The 20721-nt window shown below is 57.4% G+C and carries 19 protein-coding genes; 8 read left to right on the top strand and 11 right to left on the bottom strand.

All coding sequences use genetic code 11. The features are described from left to right. Position 1: 1 nt before the first annotated feature. Genes CKW32_RS09265 through CKW32_RS09255 form a run of 3 tightly spaced genes read right to left on the bottom strand, consistent with a single transcriptional unit; the run spans position 2 to position 5669 of the window. Positions 2–1387, bottom strand: a complete 1386-nt coding sequence (locus CKW32_RS09265) for an efflux transporter outer membrane subunit (protein ID WP_095184684.1) — start codon at positions 1385–1387, stop codon at positions 2–4. After that, positions 1384–4497 carry an efflux RND transporter permease subunit gene (locus CKW32_RS09260; RefSeq protein ID WP_095184683.1) on the bottom strand — a complete coding sequence of 1038 codons (3114 nt, stop codon included), beginning with the start codon at positions 4495–4497 and terminating at the stop codon, positions 1384–1386. Before CKW32_RS09260 ends, CKW32_RS09265 begins: the two co-directional genes overlap by 4 nt. Before the next feature lie 2 nt (positions 4498–4499). After that, positions 4500–5669: an efflux RND transporter periplasmic adaptor subunit gene (locus tag CKW32_RS09255; RefSeq protein WP_095184682.1), complete on the bottom strand. Its 1170-nt coding sequence runs from the start codon at positions 5667–5669 to the stop codon at positions 4500–4502. A gap of 147 nt (positions 5670–5816) precedes the next feature. On the opposite strand from CKW32_RS09255, the gene CKW32_RS09250 reads away from it, so the two are divergent. Further along, positions 5817–7202, top strand: coding sequence for an ATP-binding protein (locus CKW32_RS09250; protein WP_095184681.1), 1386 nt, complete (start codon positions 5817–5819; stop codon positions 7200–7202). 3 nt (positions 7203–7205) lie between these two features. Next, positions 7206–7901: a response regulator gene (locus CKW32_RS09245; RefSeq protein WP_095184680.1), complete on the top strand. Its 696-nt coding sequence runs from the start codon at positions 7206–7208 to the stop codon at positions 7899–7901. A 191-nt stretch (positions 7902–8092) separates the two neighbouring features. On the opposite strand, the gene treS is transcribed toward CKW32_RS09245, so the two are convergent. The 4 genes from treS to CKW32_RS28285 form a co-directional block, all read right to left on the bottom strand. Further along, positions 8093–10156, bottom strand: coding sequence for a maltose alpha-D-glucosyltransferase (gene treS, locus CKW32_RS09240; protein WP_095184679.1), 2064 nt, complete (start codon positions 10154–10156; stop codon positions 8093–8095). A gap of 150 nt (positions 10157–10306) precedes the next feature. Beyond that, on the bottom strand, positions 10307–11287 hold the full coding sequence (locus CKW32_RS09235) for a GlxA family transcriptional regulator (RefSeq protein ID WP_095184678.1): 981 nt from the start codon (positions 11285–11287) through the stop codon (positions 10307–10309). Positions 11288–11629: 342 nt separating this feature from the next. After that, entirely contained in the window at positions 11630–12238 is a 609-nt protein-coding gene (locus tag CKW32_RS09230; protein WP_095184677.1) for a LysE family translocator, read from the bottom strand. Positions 12239–12495: 257 nt separating this feature from the next. After that, positions 12496–12660: a hypothetical protein gene (locus CKW32_RS28285; protein WP_163033204.1), complete on the bottom strand. Its 165-nt coding sequence runs from the start codon at positions 12658–12660 to the stop codon at positions 12496–12498. Between the two features lie 153 nt (positions 12661–12813). On the opposite strand from CKW32_RS28285, the gene CKW32_RS09225 reads away from it, so the two are divergent. Both CKW32_RS09225 and CKW32_RS09220 read left to right on the top strand, forming a co-directional pair. Continuing rightward, positions 12814–13350 (top strand): GNAT family N-acetyltransferase, encoded by a 537-nt coding sequence (locus CKW32_RS09225; RefSeq protein ID WP_095184676.1) that lies wholly within the window; start codon positions 12814–12816, stop codon positions 13348–13350. Then, positions 13351–13596 (top strand): hypothetical protein, encoded by a 246-nt coding sequence (locus CKW32_RS09220; protein WP_032885235.1) that lies wholly within the window; start codon positions 13351–13353, stop codon positions 13594–13596. It begins immediately after the preceding gene. A gap of 1 nt (position 13597) precedes the next feature. On the opposite strand, the gene CKW32_RS09215 is transcribed toward CKW32_RS09220, so the two are convergent. Continuing rightward, positions 13598–13804, bottom strand: coding sequence for a hypothetical protein (locus tag CKW32_RS09215; RefSeq protein ID WP_095184675.1), 207 nt, complete (start codon positions 13802–13804; stop codon positions 13598–13600). Positions 13805–14372: 568 nt separating this feature from the next. Continuing rightward, a complete protein-coding gene (locus CKW32_RS09210; RefSeq protein ID WP_095184674.1) occupies positions 14373–15035 on the bottom strand; it encodes an MAE_28990/MAE_18760 family HEPN-like nuclease in 663 nt (220 codons plus the stop codon). Positions 15036–15577: 542 nt separating this feature from the next. On the opposite strand from CKW32_RS09210, the gene CKW32_RS09205 reads away from it, so the two are divergent. From CKW32_RS09205 to CKW32_RS09200, 3 genes are all read left to right on the top strand, one after another. Beyond that, positions 15578–16711 (top strand): DUF3800 domain-containing protein, encoded by a 1134-nt coding sequence (locus tag CKW32_RS09205; protein ID WP_095184673.1) that lies wholly within the window; start codon positions 15578–15580, stop codon positions 16709–16711. Between the two features lie 138 nt (positions 16712–16849). Further along, on the top strand, positions 16850–17266 hold the full coding sequence (locus CKW32_RS28065) for a hypothetical protein (protein WP_143499343.1): 417 nt from the start codon (positions 16850–16852) through the stop codon (positions 17264–17266). 16 nt (positions 17267–17282) lie between these two features. Beyond that, positions 17283–17882, top strand: coding sequence for a hypothetical protein (locus CKW32_RS09200; protein ID WP_143499341.1), 600 nt, complete (start codon positions 17283–17285; stop codon positions 17880–17882). A gap of 137 nt (positions 17883–18019) precedes the next feature. Here CKW32_RS09200 and umuC read toward each other — a convergent pair whose 3' ends face one another. Both umuC and CKW32_RS09190 read right to left on the bottom strand, forming a co-directional pair. Then, positions 18020–19297 carry a translesion error-prone DNA polymerase V subunit UmuC gene (gene umuC / locus CKW32_RS09195; protein WP_095184671.1) on the bottom strand — a complete coding sequence of 426 codons (1278 nt, stop codon included), beginning with the start codon at positions 19295–19297 and terminating at the stop codon, positions 18020–18022. Then, complete coding sequence (locus CKW32_RS09190) at positions 19290–19715, bottom strand: LexA family transcriptional regulator (RefSeq protein ID WP_044286813.1); 426 nt, start codon at positions 19713–19715, stop codon at positions 19290–19292. The genes umuC and CKW32_RS09190 overlap by 8 nt, the downstream gene beginning before the upstream one ends. A gap of 101 nt (positions 19716–19816) precedes the next feature. Between CKW32_RS09190 and CKW32_RS09185 the strand changes: the two genes are divergently transcribed. After that, the gene (locus CKW32_RS09185; RefSeq protein WP_095184670.1) at positions 19817–20518 is read left to right on the top strand and encodes an SOS response-associated peptidase family protein; all 702 of its coding nucleotides are present in this window, start codon (positions 19817–19819) and stop codon (positions 20516–20518) included. Positions 20519–20721: the final 203 nt, after the last annotated feature.

Genomic DNA, 20721 nt, shown 5'->3' with positions numbered 1-20721 from the left:
CCTACTGCCACCCTCCCCCCATCACCTTATATAAACTCACCCGATTACTCTGCTCCGCCAGGCGCAGGGTGATCAGGTCCTGCTGGGCGCTGTACAGCGATCGCTGGGAGTCCAGGGCTTCGAGGTAGCTTTGCGACCCGGCGCGGTAGAGCGCGTCGGACAGGTCGTAGCTCTTCTGGCTGGCATCGGTCAGCGCTTGCTGGGCGGTGAGGCGTTGGTCCAGGGTGCTGCGCACGGCCAGGGCATCGGCGACTTCCTTGAATGCGGTTTGCAGAGTTTGCTGGTAGGTCTGCACTTGGATCTCTTTCTCGACCTTGGCCGCATCCAGGGTCGCGCGGTTACTGCCGGCATCGAAGATCGGCACGCTGATGCTCGGGGCGAAGGTCCAGGCGCCGCTGCCGGCCTTGAACAGGCTGGACAGTGACGAACTGGCGGAGCCCGCATTCGCGGTGAGGCTGATGCTGGGGAAAAACGCCGCACGGGCGGCGCCAATGTCGATATTCGCGGACTTGAGGCTGTGCTCCGCCGCGAGTACATCGGGGCGTCGCTGCAACAGGCTCGATGGCAGCTCGGCCGGCACCTGCACCAACGCCGCCGCCGATTGCAGATGGGTGTCGGGCAGCAGGGCGTCGGGAATGTCGCTGCCAACCAGCAGGCGCAAGGCGTTGCGGTCCTGGAGAATCTGGCTCTGATACTCGGCCACATCGACCCGCGCTGACTCGACGGTGGTTTGCGCCTGGGCCACAGCCAACGCCGTGGAACCACCCAGGGCGTGGCTGCGCTGGGTCAGTTCGTAGGTGGATTGCTGGCTGGCCAGGGTTTCCTCGGCCAGGTGCAGGTGCTCGTTGTCGGCGGCCAGGGTCAGCCAGGCAGTGGCCACTTCGGCCACCAGGCTGATTTGCGTGCTGCGCCGGGTTTCGGTCAGCGCCAGGTAGTCTTCCAGCGCTTCGTCCTGCAGGTTCTGCACGCGGCCGAACACGTCGACTTCATAGCTGCTCAGCCCCAGTTGGGCACTGTAGTCGTGGCTGGTGACGGCCGTGCCGCTGCTGGACAGCGAACCCGGCGTGCGGCTGTGAGTACCGCTAACGCTGGCGTCGATGGTCGGGAACGCCGCGGCGCGCTGGATGCGGTATTGCGCCTGGGCCTTCTCGATATTCAGGCTGGCCAGGCGCAGGTCGCGGTTATTGGCCAGCGCCAGGGTTTGCAGGTGTGCCAGGCGGCGGTCGGTAAAGAACTGCTGCCACTGGATGTCGGCCGGCACCTCACCCTGCACGCCCGCTTGCCATTCGCCAGGCACCGGGGCTTCAGGCTGTTGATACTGCGGCGCCAGGTTGATGCAGCCGCTCAGGACCAAGGCGGCCACTAGCGGACAGAGAAAGCGGATCATGCGTCACCTTTTTCGACAATGGGCGTCGTGCTGACACGGCCAAAGCGGCGGCGGATCAACACAAAAAACAGCGGTACAAAGAAGATCCCCAGCACCGTGGCGCTGAACATGCCGCCCAGCACCCCGGTACCGATGGCCCGACGCCCGGCGGAACCCGCGCCACTGCTCACGGCCAGGGGCAGCACGCCGAACATGAAGGCCAGCGAGGTCATCAGGATCGGCCGCAACCGCTGGCGCACGGCGATCAGCGTCGCCTCGCGAAGGCTGTTGCCCTGCTCTTGCAGGTGCTTGGCAAATTCGACGATCAGGATCGCGTTTTTCGCCGCCAGCCCGACGGTGGTCAGCAGGCCGACCTGGAAGTACACGTCATTGCTCAACCCGGTCAATCGCGTGGCCAACACCGCGCCGACGATGCCCAGCGGCACCACCAGAATCACCGAGAACGGCACCGACCAGCTCTCGTACAGCGCGGCCAGGCACAGGAATACAAACAGGATGGACACCGCATACAGCAACGGCGCCTGGGATCCGGAAAGACGCAGTTGGTAGGACTGGCCGGTCCACTCGTAGCCGATGCCATCGGGCAGTTGCCGGGCAATCGCTTCCACCGCGTCCATCGCAGCGCCGGAGCTCACGCCGGGCGCCGGGTCGCCGACCACTTCCAGGGAGGATGTGCCGTTGTAGCGTTCCAGCAAAGGCGAGCCATAGCTCCAGGCACTGCTGGCAAATGACGAAAACGGCACCATTTCACCGTTGCTATTGCGCACGAACCAGTGATCCAGATCCGCCGCTTGCATGCGGGTGCTGGCGTCGCCCTGCACGTAGACCTTCTTCACGCGGCCCTGGTTGAGGAAGTCGTTCACATACGTGCCGCCCAACGCCGTGGACAAGGTGCTGTTGATGTCGCTGGTGCTCAGGCTCAAGGCCCCCGCCTTGCGGTCATCGATGCTGATTTTGAGTTGCGGTGCGTCGTCCAGGCCATTGCTGCGTACGCCCAGCAGGCGCGGGTCTTGCCTGGCCAGCGCAATAAACTGCTCGCGCGCCGCCACCAAAGCATCGTGGCCAAGACCGGCGAGGTCCTTGAGCTGCAAATCAAACCCTGAACTCTGGCCCAGGCCGCGCACGGCGGGCGGTTGCATCACGAAGACATCGGCATCGCCAATGCTTGCCAGTGCCAACGTGGCGCGTTGGGCAATCGTGGCGGCATCGTCTGAGCGCTCACTCCAGTCCTTCAAGCGAATAAACGCGCGCGCGGTGTTCTGGCTGTTGCCGCCCATGCCCAGGCCGCTGATGCTGATCATCGCCTCGACTTCCGGCTGCTTGAGCATGTACTGCTCGAATTGGTGCAACACCGCCTGGGTACGGCTGTCGGTGGCCCCTACCGGCAGCTGGATTTGCGCCATGAGAATGCCCTGATCCTCATCCGGCAGGAACGAGGTGGGCAAGCTGGCGTAACCCGCCGCCATGGCTGCGGCGATCAGCGCGTACACCACCAGGCTGCGCCGTGAGCGTTGCAGGACACCGCCAACCAACGCTTCATACGCGCGGGAGCAACGTTCAAAGGAACGATTGAACCAGCCGAAAAAGCCCCGTTGAACGGCGTGCCCTGGCTTGAGCAGCGTGGCGCACAGTGCTGGCGTGAGGGTCATCGCGACCACCACCGAAAGCACCATGGCCGAGACGATGGTCACCGAAAACTGCCGATAGATAATCCCGGTGGAGCCCCCAAAAAACGCCATGGGAATAAACACCGCACTCAACACCAGGGCGATGCCGACCAGTGCGCTGGTGATTTCATCCATCGATTGCCGCGTGGCCGCCAGGGCCGACAAGCCCTGCTCGGCCATCACCCGTTCGACGTTTTCCACCACCACAATCGCATCGTCGACCAGCAACCCAATGGCCAGGACCATGGCAAACATGGTCAGGGTATTGATCGAGTACCCGAACAACGCCAACACGCCAAACGTGCCCAACAGAACCACCGGCACCGTGATCGCCGGGATCAGCGTAGCGCGCAGGTTTTGCAGGAACAGGAACATGATCAGCACCACCAGCACGATGGCCTCGCCCAGGGACTTGACCACTTCCTCGATGGACAGGCTCACAAAGGGCGTGGTGTCGTAGGCGATCACGTTCTTCAATTGCATTTCAGTGGGGTAAAACGGCGCCAGCTCCTTGAGCTTGGCCTTGACTGCCTCGCCCACGTCCAGCGCATTGGCGCCCGCCGCCAGTTGCACGCCCATGGCGGCGGCCGGCTTGCCGTTGAGGGCCGAGTTGATGTCATAGCTCTCGCTGCCCAACTCCACGGTCGCCACGTCGCCGAGCAGCACTACCGCGCCGTCGCTGCTGGACTTGATCACCACGTTGCGGAACGCTTCGGCCGTTTGCAGTTTGCTGCGCGCGCTGATGGTGGCATTGAGTTGCTGCCCCTTCACCGCCGGCAATGCGCCGAGTTGGCCGGCTGACACTTCGGTGTTTTGCGCCTCCAGCGCAGAGCTCACATCCGACGGCATCAGCGCGTATTTTTCCAGTAGCGCCGGGTCCAGCCAGATGCGCATCGCGTAGCCAGAACCGAGGGTCTGTACGTCGCCCACGCCGTCGATACGGCTGATGGAATCGAGCAAGGTGCTGGAGATGTAGTCACCAATCTGGGTGCCGGTGACGCTGGGATTATCCGACGCCAGGGCGGCAATCATCAAAAAGTCCGAGCCACCCTTGGTCACCGTCAGGCCTTCGCTCTGCACCGACTGCGGCAAGCGCGACTCGGCCTGTTGCAGCTTGTTCTGCACCTGCATCTGCGCCACATCCGGGTCGGTGCCGGCGCCAAAGGTCAGGCTGATACTGGCACTGCCCGCCGAACTGCTGGAGGCGGACATGTAGGTTAGGTTGTCCAGGCCTTTCATTTGCTGCTCGATGACCTGGGTCACCGAGTCTTCGACGGTCTTGGCCGACGCGCCGGTGTAAGTGGCGGAAATACGCACGGTGGGCGGCGCGATGTCCGGGTACTGCTCCAGCGGCAACTGGCTGATGGATAACGCACCGCCGAGCATGATGACGATGGCGATGACCCAGGCGAAAATCGGTCGATCAATAAAGAAACGCGCCATGTTCAACCCTCCTGCGCCAGGGCGCCGGCATCTGCGGCCTGGGTCTGGACCACGGCGCCGATGCGGACTTTTTGCCCACCCTCGACGATCACCTGGTCACCGGCCTTCAAACCGGCGGTCACCCACCACTGGTTGCCCACGGCGCGGTCAACGGTGAGCACGCGTTGCTCGACCTTGCCGTCAACCACCAGCAACACCGAGGTCACGCCGCTGGCGCTGCGACTCACAGCTTTTTGCGGGATCAGGATCGCCTGGTCATCGCGGGCCTGCTCCAACACGCCGCGCACGTACATGCCGGGCATCAGCAAATGCTCCGGGTTGTCGAATACCGCGCGCAAGGTCACGGTGCCGGTGCCCTGGTTGACGCTGACCCCGCTGAACTTGAGGCGGCCATCGTGGTTGTAGGCGCTGCCGTCATCCAGCTTGAGGCTGATGCGGGCCTCGCCGTCACCGTTGGCCTGCAACACGCCACTAGCCAGGTCGCGCTTGAGGGCCAGCAATTCGGTGGTGGACTGGGTCACATCCACATAGATCGGGTCGAGTTGCTGCACGGTCGTGAGTGCGGTGTCCTGGTTGGCCACCACCAGCGCACCGGGTGTCACGGTAGACGTTTCGATGCGCCCCGCGACCGGCGACGTGATGCGGGTATAGGCCAGGTTGATGCGGGCGGTGTCGAGGTCCGCCTGGGCTACCTGCACGTCAGCGGCGGCGGTCAGCAGGGTGGCCTGTGAGTCCTCGTTGGTTTGCTGGCTGATGGCGTCGATCTTCACCAACTGGGCGTTACGCGCGGCGGTGGTCTGTGCCGACTTCAACGTGGCGCGCGCCTTGGCCAGGCTCGCCTGGGCCTCAGCCAGCGCCGCTTTGTACGGTGCCGCATCCAGTTGGTACAGCGCCTGCCCGGCTTTCACCTCGGCGCCTTCGACAAACAGGCGCTGTTGCACGATCCCGCCGACCTGCGGACGAATCTCGGCGACCATAAAGGCCTGGGTACGCCCGGCCAGTTCAGTGGTCCGCACCTGGCTCTTGGGTTCAACGGTGATCACCGAGACTTTGGGGGCAGCGACTTCGGGCGCGGGGTCGCCAGCCGAGCAGCCGCCGAGCAGCACCAGAATGATGAGGGACAGGAGAACCGCGGCGGTTACCAGGTATTTGGCGAAGAATTTGGTCGACATAGTTGCCTCTGCAAGACGGGGTAGTGCAAGCCTTACCCTCATGCTGCAAGGCAAATGTGCAGGAAAATTGAAGATTGCCGACCTGGGTTGAATCTTTCGTCCGTGGGGGCCTAAATGGACGCGTCCCTTTTGTTACGGCCCCCATTCATGAAGTTGAGTATCTCCACCAAGTTGTTTGTCGCGGTGCTGGCCGGTGTGTTGCTGGTCATCCTGAGCATGGGCCTGGCCACCAGTTGGAGTTTTGGTCGGGGGTTCCTGGGCTTTATCAATGAGCAGGCAATGGAGCGCATGGCCCAGGTGGTGCCGCGCCTGGCCACGGCTTACCAACGTGAGGGCAATTGGGACTTTCTGCGCAATCGGCCGGATCGCTGGTTTGACGTCATGCGGCCCGACCCGGATGCCGCGCGTGCGTCGGATGATTTGCGCCCCCCGCTGGCCTCGGACTTGACCGGTGCACTGTTTCGCATCGCCCTCCTCGATAAAGACAAGAAACGCGTCACCGGTTACCCGGCCATTGGCGACGATGCGCTGGTACAGCCCGTGGTGGTGAACAGTGAAACCGTCGGCTGGCTGGCCGTCACGCCATTCCAGAGCGTGACCGAAGCCGGCGGCGAACGCTTCCAGCAGTACCAACTGCGCACCAGCCTGGTGATGGGCGTGTTCTCGTTGCTGCTGGCGATGCTGATAGCCTGGTGGATCGCCCGTACGCTGCTGGAGCCGGTCAAGCGCGTGGCCGCCGCCACCCACCGTCTGGCCAGCGGCGACTACGGCAGTCGCGTGGCCGTGGCCTCCGACGACGAAGTCGGCCAACTGTCCCGCGACTTCAACCAATTGGCCTACACCTTGGAGCGCAACGAGAAAATGCGCCGAGAATTTATGGCCGATGTCTCCCATGAACTGCGCACCCCGCTGTCGGTACTGCGTGGCGAACTGGAGGCGATCGAGGACGGTGTGCGCAGCCTTGACCAAAGCTCAATGAAGTCGCTGCAAGGCGAAGTCAGCATGCTCAGCAAGCTGGTGGATGACCTGTATGAACTGTCGCTGGCGGACGTAGGCGCCCTGACCTACCGCAAGGCCCCGTGCCTGCTGAACGACCTGCTCGAAAACAGCCTGGCGATGTACCGGGACCGCTTCACCGCCCGCCAGTTGCAGGTCGACCTAGAGTTGCCGCGCCAGCCCGTGGAGTTGCTGGCGGATGCCAGTCGCTTGCAGCAATTGTTTTCCAACCTGCTGGAAAATGCCGTGCGCTACACCGACGTCAACGGCACGTTGCGCATCAGTGTCGGTGTCGACCGCGACACGGTGCGTATCGACTTTCTCGACTCCGGGCCGGGCGTGTCCGCAACCCAGTTGCCGCGCTTGTTCGAGCGGTTCTATCGCGGCGAGTCATCGCGCAATCGCGAGCATGGCGGCGCTGGCCTGGGCCTGGCAATCTGCCGCAGCATCGCCAACGCCCACGATGGCAGCCTGGTTGCCGACCACTCGCCCTATGGCGGCCTGTGGCTGATCCTGCGCCTGCCCCGGAGCCTGTGAACCATGAACGATGAACAGCCGATCCTGATCGTCGAAGACGAACCCAAGCTCGCCGCCCTGATGCGGGACTACCTCGAGGCGGCCGGCTACACCACGCTGTGCCTGGACAATGGCCTGCACGTGGTGCCCGCCGTGCGCGCCCACGAACCCAGATTGGTCCTGCTCGACCTGATGCTGCCCGGCCGTGACGGCATGCAGCTGTGCCAGGACCTGCGTGGTTTCAGCGCGGTCCCGATCATCATGATCACCGCCCGCGTCGAAGAAGTGGACCGCCTGCTCGGCCTGGAACTGGGCGCCGACGATTACATCTGCAAGCCCTTCAGCCCCCGTGAAGTGGTGGCCCGGGTCAAGGCCATCCTGCGCCGCAGCTCGCAGTTGCTGGACACCAGCGCGCCACGCCTGCTGATCGACGAGGCTCGCTACCAGGCCTCACTGGACGGCATCACGCTGGATCTCACGCCCCTTGAATTGCGCCTGCTCAACACCTTCGCCCGCGCCGCCGGCCGCGTATTTTCCCGCGACCAATTGTTGGATCACATCTATTCCGACCACCGCGTGGTGACCGACCGCACGGTGGACAGCCATATCCGCAACCTGCGGCGAAAGCTGGAACAGGTGTGCCCAGGGGAAACGCCGATTGAGTCGTTGTATGGGGTGGGGTATCGGTTTCAGTTGGCTGAAAAGCGGCCACATGCCTGAAAACACTGCGGGTTCAAATGTGGGAGGGACGGTGCGACGATTTGACTTGCCCCAGATAGCGGTGTGTCAGTCACTGATTTATTAACTGACCCACTGCCATCGGGGGCAAGTCGAATCGTCGCACCGCCCCTCCCACATTTGGTGCTTCGGTGCTTTGGTGCTTTGGTGCTTTGGTGCTTGGAGGATTGGGGTTACATCGGCGTGCTGCTGATAACCCGCAACGCCAGGCCCTCGTACGCATCCAGGGTAATGGTGAACTCACCCTCCGCCGTCAGATCCCCTTCAACCCGTTCGTTGATGATGTCCACCACCATCCCCGCCGCGATACCCGGCAGGTTGAGGGTTTCGGTGATCGGCGTCGCGCCGAAGTTCAGCGCGGTGATTTGCGTGCCCTTCCCGGCCGGCAAGTCGTGAACCATGATCAGCAGCGCCGGGTTTTCAACGTCTGGCACCAGGATCTGACGGCTGGCGGCAATGTCGTAGGCGCGGCGTACGGCTAAGATTTTTTGCAACTGCGAGGCAAATGATTCGGGGTCCAGCAACTGGCTGTTCAGGCTGCCGTACAGGCTTTTCGAGCGCGGCATCTGGCCGGCCGACAATTCTGCGTCCGGGTTCAGGTCTACCAGGTCGTAGGCGCCGCGATGAATCCAGCGGGTGTCGCCGTCCTGCATCAAGTGCTCAACGTCGTCGGCCGCCAACGGCAGCGCCCCGACCAAATCCCAGCCGGACAAGGCAAACACCCCTGGCTGCATGGCGTTGTACATCACCAGCAGTAAATGGATCTGGCGGATCTGTTCGATATCCGCAGGCGTAATCGCGTCCAGGTCACGAATGCCCAGCGCCGCCGTGATGATGCTCGCCGTGGTGCAGGACACGCCATTGGTGACGAACTTAAGGTTGTACGGCGCATGCTCGCCCGTCAGGCGTTCGTACATCTGTTCGCGAATGTGCTCGCGCAGGATATTGCCGGGGAAGGTCTGGCCCTGGTAGAGGAAGCTGTCGTTGGCGTGCAGGGTCCAGAAGTGCACCAGTTCAAGGGTCAATTCGTCGTGATTCTGCAAGGCATGGATCAGCGAGCCAGGGTCGATGCCCTGTCGGTGCATTTCACGCAGCATCAGGCGCAGGAACTCGGCATCGCCCATCAGCAGTGCATGCTGGTACGCGGGACGGGTGATGAAGTCATAGGACAGGTCGGCGCCGCCGTGGGACATGGAGGCGATATCGTCGACGGTGAGGTTCAGTTCCTGAAAACTGAACCCTCCCGCCTTGCGAATCGCCCCGCCGAGCAGTTGGTTGCCGGTGATCGACAGGGGATGGCTTTCCGACCAGGCCGTGCCATCGAGCTTTCGTTCCACACCAAGGAAGCCGTTGGCGTCCAGGCGCAGGATCTTGGCACCCATCACGTCGATGGCGTGCAGGGCGTCGCCGATGATCATCTGCTGCGCGGCGAAGGTCGGGTCCAGCCAGTTGAGTGACGGCTGACCTTCCTTGAAGTAATGCAGGTACACCCAGCGACGCGGCTTGCCATCCACGCCGATGACCACGGGCGTGGTGCTCCAGTCGGTTTCCTTCACGCCAGGCTCAAAGAAGATCACCCGCTGCAACTGGCCGACGATGTAGTGCTTGTCGCGCAGGGCGTCCACTTGCAGCGGGCTAAGGTTCTGCGCATCGCGGCCCTCGGCCACGTCGGGCAGCAACGGCCAGTCTTCCTCACGAATTTCCACCATGTGGTAGAGGCCGGGGTAATCCTCGTACGCCATTTCGGCCAGACGGAAATCCGCGCCCTTGCCGGTGTGGGACGGGATCACATCGTCAATGATCACCGCGTTGTGCGCCGCCGCCATGCGCGTCAACGCCTGCAACTGCGCCTCAGTGCCCAACTGCGGGTCGATCTCGAAGCTGATGCGGTCGAAGTTGCCGTCGATGGTCGGCGTGTGCCGTGTGCCGCTCAGGCCACCGGACTTTTTCAGCGGGCCGTTATGAATGCCTTGGATGCCGATCTTCGACAAGGTATGCCACAGGGTTTCATCCCCCAGCGCCTCCAGCACCGTACCGCCCTCACGGGTCACGATCGAGGCCGGATAGGCGGTGAACCACACCGACGAGAGGGCCGTGGCGTCCCGCGGCCGTGTCTGTGCAAAGGGCTGCTGCCACAACCGGCCCTGCCCCGAATAGAGCTTGGCGCGCTGGCGGGCCGCATGCAGCATCGATTGTTCTACCAGCCAGTTCACATGGTTGTTTTCAGCAGCGGTCATAAGCTCGGTACCTGTCGTCGTGAAACGTTACTCGTAGACATATGAGGGGTACGGAGCCCATTCGTTGCATTGCAATGGCCGTCATTACGCCGTGGATCGACAGGATCGATTCTGAACAGAGCGACCGCTCCCACAACGGATCGGCGTCGGCTATTTGACCAACCGCTTCTCCTTCGAGGGGCGATAGCCGAAATACGAGCTGTAGCACTTGCTGAAATGGCTCGGCGACACAAATCCGCACGCCACCAGCACTTCCACCTGTGACAACTCGGTGTGCTGTAACAACCGACGCGCTTCCGTCACTCGCAATTCCATGTAGTAGCGCTGCGGCGTGGTGCCCAGCTGTTCCTTGAACAACCGCTCAAGCTGGCGGCGGGAACGACCCGCGTAGACGGCGAGCTGGTCCAGTTCCAAAGGCTCTTCAAGGTTGGCGTCCATCAGCTTTACCACCTCACGCAACGGCGCGCTGACGCTGACGTTTTCAGTGGGTTTGATACGCCGGTAGCGGGACTCCTCGAACGCCAGGATGTCTTCGATACCTTCGACCAGAGCCTTGCCGTGCAGGCTCTTGATCCAGTCCAGGGCCATATGGAACGCGCCTGAAGGGCTGGAGGCGGTCAGGCGGTCGCGGTCGATCACGTAGGGTTCACTGGTGACGTCGGTGGCTTTGGACACTTCCGCCAGCGCCGGACGGTGTTCGGGGTGGATGGCGCAACGGTAGCCCTGCAACAGCCCTGCGCGGCCAAGAAACCAAGCGCCGTTCCACAACCCCGCGAGGTGCACGCCGCGCTCGCCAGCGCTGCGCAGCAGTTGGATGAAATCCTCGCCGGCCTTGAGTTCAGTGCGAAAACCGCCGCAGATCACCAGCAAGTCCAAATCATGCAGCGCAGCAGCATCAAGGCACGCATCGGGGCGGATGACCAGGCCCAGGTCGCTGATCACTTCGCCGTCGCCCCAACCAAACGTGCGCGAAGCGAACAGATCGGGACGCAGCAGGTTAGCGGTGACGAAGGTGTCGAGGGTCTGAGTGAATGCCGGCAGGGAGAAGTGTTCGAGCAACAGGAAGCCGACACGGGTGACCGATGCCGGTTGCGGGGTTTCATTGAGATAGCGCAGGTTCTTGCCTTTCATGCCACCGCTGAATTGACGTCTTTCCATCGAGGGTTGGCCCACTGTTATTGTTGATGCCGTGGGCGCCATCTTAGGGGGAAATGCGTTGGCTGTCTCAGGCGCTGATCTTGTAAAAAGCACAGCCCCCGGAAGCCCGTGGCAGAACAGTACAAGACCCATCTGATACGGTTTTTTCTTTGTTATCTGCGCCTGTATTGAAATGCGCTCAAAGCGGACAATACCCCCAATCCTTATTCCCTTCCCTTCGGAGGCCTTATGACCAAGATGGCGATTTTCCTGTTCGGTTTTTTAGTGCTGACCATCGGCATCGGCCTGCTGGCGACGATCTCACCGGTCTAGCGCTTAACTGGCAAACAACATCGGGTACAGCGACAGCACCAGCAACGCGGCCATGGACCAGTTGAACAGCCTCAGCCAACGCGGCTCACGCAAGACATTGCGCAGGCCGCTACCACAGCCCACCCACACGCACACGCTGGGCAGGTTCACTACCGCAAACACCAACGCAATCACCAGCACGTTGGTGACATAACCCTCGGCCGGCGTGTACGTGGTGATGGCTCCCAGCGCCATGATCCACGCCTTGGGGTTAACCCACTGAAACGCAGCGGCGCCGAGGAATGTCATGGGCTTACCGTGTTCGTCACTGCTGTCGGACATGCCGCCTGCCGTCGCAATCTTCCACGCCAGGTACAACAGGTACGCGGCGCCGACATAGCGCAATACGGTGTAGGCCCAAGGAAACACCTTGAACACTTCGCCCAATCCCAGGCCGACCGAAATCACCAGCAGCATGAAGCCGATACTGATCCCCAGCGCATGGGGCATCGAGCGGCGAAACCCGAAGTTAACCCCCGAGGCGAGCAACATGGTGTTATTGGGCCCAGGGGTGATCGAGGACACGAAAGCGAACAGCACAAAGGCTGAGAGCAGGCTGGTGGACATGAACATGAGGCAGCATCCAAACATGGGTTGTATGCCAGCGACAGTAGTGGGTTATGGCCTCCACTGCCCCATACAGCCATGCGCGGATTGAGGCGTACACTTTTCACAAACCTTTCACAGACGACCGAATAGGGTAGACCCAGCTCCTAATGAACATCCCTTTTAGCCCGCACTCCCCATCGCGGGCTTTTCTTTGTCCGCGATTTATCCCAGGCAAAAAAAAGGCAGGTCATTGTTCATGACCTGCTCTCGTTGACTAACGGTTAACGCTGACCACCACCGCCGCCAGGGCCGCCGCCTTGACCATGACCACCACCGCCATGGCCGCCGCCACCACCACCGCCCGGAGGCATAAACATCCAGCAGCCCGACAAGGTGGACAACAGCGCGACAACAACAGCCGCCTTGGTAAGGTAATTCAACTTCATGACAACGCTCTCTGCTTTACAAGGTTTGGTGTACGTAAAGTAAGACCGCTGTAAATGAAGTCCGTCACGGCTTTCGTGTAACGTCTTGGTAGGGTTTGTGTTGTAGTGGATACACGTATGAGCAATGGGTTTGAGTTAACCGGGGCGATTTAGATGATCAATATTCGTGCAGCGACTGAAGCCGATCTCGATAGCCTACGAGCATTGGGCTGCGAGACCTATCAACAGCATTTCTCGACCTTGTGGTCCCCTGATGGCATGCGGGATTTCCTGGATCAGGATTTCTCACGCGACGCGTTGAGCCGATCACTCGACCTGCCCGAGCGTCAGTCATGGCTTATCGCCTCAGATGAACGGGGCACACCCATTGGGTTTTCCAAGGTCAACTGGTCAACACCAACGCCAATCACTGGTGAGCTTGGCGCAGAACTGCAAAAAATCTATTTCCTCAAAACCGCCGCCGGACATGGCTACGGCAAGCAACTTTTGCAGTTTATCTGCGATCAGGCAGTGCAGCGTGGAGAGCACTTACTGTGGCTGGATGTGCTCAAGAGCAATTCAAACGCCCGACGGTTTTACGAAGCGTTTGGGTTCCGGCAGATCGGTGAAATCCCATTCGATACAGATTTGGCGGAAGTCGGGATGGTTGTCATGGACCTTGAGCTGAATCGGCACCAAACGGAGAAATAAATGGAAGACTTGATACAGGGCCTCGACGGGCCCAGAACCGCCCAGCAGGAATTGTTCTACGACCTTGAAGATGCCGCGGCTGTTATTGGATGGTCAGTCATGGAGTTGACCACCCTGGCGTCCAAAGGCAGAACGCCGGATGAGGCGGCAGCATTGATGAGAATGTGCGCGCTGCTGGCAAATCAACAGGCAAAACTAGCGGCGTATGCGGATGAGGTTAAGGGGCTGCGCATCAACCGGTCGTGAATCAACGCGGCGGGTCTGGCCGGAACACCGTCAGCGCGCCAAGCGTGGCTGCGAACGCGCCGAGGAACGTCGAGGTGTAGCTGGGAATAGCCCAAAGCATCAAACAGTGAACGGCCAGCAGGAATGCAGCCAAGAGGCGGATTTGCAGGTTTGAGAATCTGCTGCCGTATCGCTCAGCGGCGCTGTTGAAGTATCTGATCCATTTCATAAGAAGACTCCTGACTGGGCAAAGAATGATTCTAACCGAGTGAACGACTCCAACTTTTCACCAGACAATAAAAAACCCCGTAGACGTTAATCTACGGGGTTTTCAAGAGTGGAGGCCGAGGTCGGAATCGAACCGGCGTAGGTGGATTTGCAATCCACAAATATATTCATATTTATCATCCACTTACATCGAATTAAATTCCGCATCATCACTATTTAATCGGCGCTGGAGACGTTTAAAATCGGGCGACTCTATTTCCGTTGCGGAATGGATTCCTGCGCTTGGTCGCCTACTGTTAAGTCCTCCGATGATGGATCGTGCGTTGCCCTCCCCAAGGCCCCAGAATGTAGGCCTTGCCCGCTAAAACCTATTCTTTTGGTAGCAATTTCTAAGCAAGCCTTAATAACTGCCTGACAGGGGCACTACCGGCACTATGCTTGCTGAAACCTACAGCGATATTAATGACATGTTCGCTATGGGCCTGCTGCGCATGGCGTGAAGTGCGGCGGCATTTGTGGCGATGCATGGAATTTCAAACACTACTTACAGGATTGTATATGCATATTTTTTAGAAAAGCTTCTCTCCTGTAATCTTATGGATATGCCGATTGACCGCGCCACCAGTTCTTGCGGCGAGCGTAGAAATCAGATCTTTAAAGTCGGTAACGTTTTTCTTCGTAACCGAGCCTTCACCTTTCCCCCTATGGGCTATAGCACCCCGTAATTCAACGAAATTATTAAGTTTCTTTTTGGCGGTGGCAGCTGTTGTTTTATCCCATAGCCAAGAATTTGAAATACCTTTAATCCCTAGAGCTGTTTCAAATAGCTCATCCACTTGAGCGTGCTTTGGGGTATTAAAATTTCGATTGCGCGTGGACTTGTAGTTTTCCAGGCGAGACTTCAGATAAACACGCCAGTTATCGTGCGCCAGTTGCCAAATTGCGAAATCATGCTTATCTTCTTTCAGTTCTTTCACAATAAGCTTTCGAATACTTTCAGGCAGCTCATCGGGAGATTTTATTTTAGAAACCAATAACTCTAGTGCCTCCTCCGCAATGTCTTCGCAGTAGGATTCCCAGTAGGAGGTAAGCAGCACGACTGCTGACTTATTGAGCACCTCCAATCCATATCTCCTGCCTGGACCATTTCCTCCTGCTCCCTCATGAAGAGCGAGAAGCCGCGCCACATCTTCCATATTTTCGTCAAATGCATTCCTAGCTTTGCTAGCCATCCAAGTCTCCACACGAATCAAATGATTGCCCAAGCCGAGCAGATACTGGCCAAGCAGTATCACGAATACACTCGTAGACGAAGCTTTTTTTGCAGACTATTAATCGCCTCCGGCACCTTAGGACTTTAATAAAAACCTAGGCATAGAGCGTTTCGCCCTCCCCATGATCCAGCCGATCACGGAGGGCACACTGACCACACCCCGATTGTGTAGGGGTATGTCGGGGATTTTGAGTGATAGTCCCGTGGTTGCTGGCTGTGAGGCCCGCTCACAGTAATTTGCATAAATGCATAATGGGCATTGAATGGCATAGATTGGCGTACGGTTTGCCCCATTTTTGCCCCATTCGCGCTAGGCAAGCCTAATGATTGCCCATATAACTATGCACTAAAGGCCATCGTCGCCGAAAAGGAGCTAGTCGTAATTGTTAGGGAATAGGAGGTGATTCCAGATCACTGTGGCACAGTGACATAAAGGGATTGAGGTGCATCCAACTCTCTGCAAGACTCGCCCAATGAAACATTGGATGGTAAGGAGCTGTAATGTCTCAAAAAATTTACTTCGACGAGTCCGGTTTTACAGGCAACAACCTATTGCACCCGAGTCAAAATTATTTTGCCTACGCCTCCGTTGCGTCTGATGATGATGAAGCGAAAGCTATCGTTGAGCGATTGATCAAGAAATACAACATTCAGAGTGGTGAGCTTAAAGGCGCCAACCTAGTGAAATTCGCCAAAGGGCGGAAAGCGATTTCTGAAATATTAGAGGCTTTCGAGGGGCGCATAAAAATCTCGATCTCAGACAAAAAATTCGCGCTCGCTGGGAAGGTTCACGAGTATATATTCGAGCCCTGCTACTCAGATGTGAACTCGCTTTTCTACAGGATTGGCTTTCACCGATTCATCGCTAACATCCTGTACACAGAGTTCATGGCCCGGGGTGCAGGTGCCGAAGAACTATTCGCTGAGTTTGAAAGTCTGATGCGCGAGCTGGACGGGAAAGGCCTACAGACGATCTTCTCTTCATCCGATGCTTCTCATTCCGAAACTCTCAGGATGATCAGAGAATTCGCACAAAAGCGTCACTCCGACATTCAAAAGGAGCTGGATTCTCTTGCTGATGGAGAAACAGGCAAATGGGTATTGGATCTCACCGACAGCGCGCTTTTCACCCTCCTAGCAAACTGGGGCACTCAGTACGAGCAGCTTACGGCGATCTGTGATCACTCCAAGCCGCTCCTAGCCAATCAAGAGATGTATAACGGCATGATTTGCAATACTAAAAAGGTTTTTTCAAGGCTTGTGGACGGGCAAGAACATCCCGTGACTTTCAACCTTTCGGGGCCAATTGAGTTTGCAGACTCTCGCACGACGCATGGTATTCAGCTCGCTGACACGATTGCCGCTGCTGCCGTCTTCGTCTTTTCTGGAAAGGTAGATGAGTCGACCGAGCATTGGCGTAGCATCATCGCATGCCAGGCCCACTACGGCAGCGTCATTCCAGACATGGAGGAAGTGAAGTTGGAGAACACCCGCTCGAAACTCAATGCCTTAGTACTACATCAACTGCATGATCGAGCCATGCGGGGTGTTGATCTCATTGAAGGTGCGAGGGAGATGATCATAGACCTAACACTTAGCCTCAGCCCGCCTACTTACCGAATGAATCACCGCTAATTTATTTGCGTCGCAAGCGTCCTCCGCATTCAAACGACGACTCTGATTGGAAAATTCAAGCCAATGATTACATACCTAAAAAAAACAGTCACAGTAAACAGTCCAACAACCAGGCATTTACTTGCAAGGACACAAAAAATGAAACCCATCATTGCAGCATTGCCCTTTTTTTTACTTACCGGATGCACAAGCCCTTCATTTAACCCATCTCATCAAACTACGGCGCCCACTCCTAAAACTATTCTTTATCGTTATACGATGCCAGCCGACGCCATAGTCGCTGCTCACACACTTGTGAGCCATGACCTGAAAGATCCTGACAGCGTAAGATTCAGAGATGCTTTTGTTATCACATCTGACGCCAACGGTGAGAACCGTAACCGAAGTAAAGATTCATGGTGTGTAGAGGTGAACGCTAAAAACAGTTATGGCGGTTACGTTGGATACACCTGGGCACTAGTTCCAGCAGGTAGCAAAACTGTCATCATGGGAGGTAGTGCAACAGGCATAATGGCAACTCAAATATGCGCTTCGGCCATTTACCCACCAGCATGAACAAGGATCATGAAACATGAAACCACCTAACCCTAAAAACATTGCAGCAGCTAATGCATTACAAGAAACTTTGACTTCGCTGCTAGACGAGACCGACCGCGGATCTGTAGTTTTAGCCGTAGCTTGGCTCGACGAAGCACTTTCTAAAGTAATAAATAAAGCGCTAGTCCCAACACCTAACAACAAAGAACTTCTCTTAAAACCAGGCCAGCCAATAGGTGATATGGGCACAAAGATAATTCTTGCATACAGGCTAGGCTTGATACCTAAAAACCTTGTTGAATCACTCAACCTCTGCAGAAAACTCAGAAATGACTTTGCTCACATCGCGAGTAATCTATCTTTCTCTACGCCTAGTATAATTGACAGAGTTAGTGTTCTTTTTCAGCAAAACGAAGATCTTATCACTACCATGGGGAATGTTTTGATTGACAGCAATACATACATCCACCTAAACAACCCAGAGGGAATTACAATAAAAAACATGCTCAAAGAGTTTGGAACAAAAAGATTATTCCAATTTACATGCGGCTTTCTGTGCGCAGCACTTGCCATGCTTGAGTGCGAAACTACACAATTAACTGAGCGTGTCGCCCCAACCCAGCTTCAGCTATAAAATCGTTGACGCATTGCAAATTGGACAGATACAAACAGGGATCAGTGCAACTTTATAAGCAACGAGCTAAAGTAGTATTGATACGTTTTTAATTTAGTAGTATTTCCTGTTCAGTTGTTGATGTTCGAACCCTAAAATTACTTACAACGTATCTTCCATAGCTGATCAAGCCTAGTAGTATAACTCTGGCTCATCATTTCCCGACGCATGACCCAGTCAGGGTGCGCTGGCACACTTGCCGAGCGCAATGTCCCCCTTCCCCACCGATTATTGATCTGATCCAGTACCGTCATCACCCTGGTGGCCTCCTCTGGTTGTGAGAACGCAAACAGATCGTCGGTGTACTCGCCCGGCTGGCACAGGTTGAGCAGCATCACTTCGGCCTTACTATATTTAAAGCCTGGCCGGTAAATACGGTCGACAGCATCAACAGCCGCCTTTATCAGCAGTCGCACGTCATCGGTGGGATATGGCATATCTACCACCACCCCGTTGGCATACTTCGCCTCCTCTGGATTGAACATACCCGTGCGGATGCATACACGCACCTTCTTGCACAACGAACCCTGGCCCCGGAGCTTTTCTGAGGCCCGCATCATGTAGGTGGCCAGCGCTTCCTTAATCGGAGGTAGATCAGTCAAGCGCTTGCCAAACATCCGGCTACAGCAGATCTCCTGCTTTGGCGGATCGGGCTCGTCCAGCTCAAGGCAAGACGTTCCGGCGAGCTCACGGGCGGTCTTCTCGATCACGATGCTGAACTTCTTGCGGAGCGTCCACGGATCGGCCTTAGCCAAGTCCATAGCCGACTTGATACCCATAGCATCAAGAAGGAGTTTCATCTTGCGACCGACACCCCACACCTCGGCCACGTCCGTATTGCGTAGCACCCAGTCACGCTTAACCGGATCGGTGATGTTGACCACCCCACCAGTTTGGGACTGCAGCCGCTTCGCGGTGTGGTTGGCCAGCTTCGCCAGGGTCTTTGTGTGAGCGATACCAACACCCACCGGGATACCAGTGCAACGAAGCACTTGGGCGCGCATCTGCCGGCCTAAAGCATCCAACCCACCGATACCAGTCAGGTCGGCGAATGCCTCGTCGATGCTGTACACCTCAACCGCCGGCACCATCGCCTCAATCAGGCTCATGACGCGCTCGCTCATGTCACCGTACAGCGCATAGTTAGATGAGAACGAGACAATGCCGTGCTGCTTAAGCTTGTGCTTGATCTGAAAATAAGGCTCGCCCATCTTGATGAAGGGCTTCGCGTCGTAACTACGGGCGATGACGCAGCCGTCGTTATTACTCAGCACCACGATAGGCACCTTCGCCAGATCGGGCCGGAACACCCGCTCGCAGCTGGTATAGATGCTGTTGCAATCGATCAGAGCGAAGGTTGGCTGCTGCTTAGACATGGCTGCGCACTGTGCTGGTGATCACACCCCATATCGACAGCTCGTCGCCTTCAAGAACGTAGCGTGCCGGAAACTTGGGGTTTTCGGAAAGCAGGACCACCTCTCGGCCACGTTTACACAAGCGCTTGCAGACGGGTTCATTATTTAGCAGTGCCACCACCACATGCCCGTGGATCGGCTCAATAGCACGATCCACCACGGCCAGATCACCATCGAAGATCCCGACGCCCTGCATGCTCTCACCTGTGATTGCTACCAGGTACACGTGGGGCGCACGAATATTCAGGACCTCATCCAATGAGATGTGCTGCTCAATGTGATCCGCTGCAGGCGACGGAAAGCCGGCAGGAACTTGGAACGAACACAATGGCAACTTCGCGCCTACCTCAGCGATGGGACCTAGAATGGTGAAGCTCATGATGCAGTCTTTTACAATTACTGTATGAATGTACAGTTAACTTTGTAAGGCGCTTGCGGTCAATTTTTCTGTAGGGGATTTCGACAAGCGGAGAGGTGCGTATGTGTGGGCGATTCGTGCAGTACGAAGGAATGGCGATCTTTATAGAAGAACTGAGCCCGCAGATAGACCTGTTTAGCGGATATGACGCTCAGCCTATAGGGCGCTACAACGTCGCTCCGTCGACACGGGTGCAGGTGCTACACGCGGCAGAGGATGGGCTGCATATTGATGCAGTCAAATGGGGATGGGCGCCGTTCTGGGCGAAGAGGAAACGCCCGGATCCGATCAACGCTCGGATCGAGACAGTCACCACGGGGAAGTTTTTCAAGCAGCTATGGCCGAATGGCAGGGCAGTTGTGCCCAGTGAAGGCCGGTACGAATGGGTAAAAGACCCGGATGATCCAAAGAAGAAGCAGCCCTACTTTATCCGTCTGAAAAGCCAGCGTCCGATGTTCTTCGGCGCACTTACCGAGGTCCATCCTGGGCTGGAACCTGACGACCGGGATGGGTTTGTAATCATTACTGCCGACAGCGTCGGCGGCATGGTGGATATTCATGATCGGCGACCGGTGGTTCTAACACCGGACCTAGCCCGAGTATGGTTAGCCCCCTCCACGTCAAAGGAGCGCGCCGAACAGATAGCTTTACATCAGTGCGCCCCGGCCGAGTCCTTCGAGTGGTTCAAGGTAAACCGCGCCGTAGGCAATGTACGAAATCAAGGGCCGGAACTGATCAATCCAATCGGCGAATCAGCTAGCTAAATTCATGTGTTAGATTTTCCACCCACATTTCTATTGAATTTCCAAATCATTTCCTAAGCCAGGTTTGCTACTCACTTTTCTACCAAAGTTTCTAACTCATTTCCCAAGCTAGGTTTGCTACTAGCTTTTCCACCAAAACTTCCAACTCACTTCCCAAGCTAGGTTTGCTACTAACTTTTACACCAAAGTTTCTAACTCATTCC

The sequence above is a fragment of the Pseudomonas sp. Irchel 3H9 genome (assembly GCF_900187495.1).
GTDB lineage: Bacteria > Pseudomonadota > Gammaproteobacteria > Pseudomonadales > Pseudomonadaceae > Aquipseudomonas > Aquipseudomonas sivasensis.
This window is presented reverse-complemented; position numbering and strand designations above follow the sequence as displayed.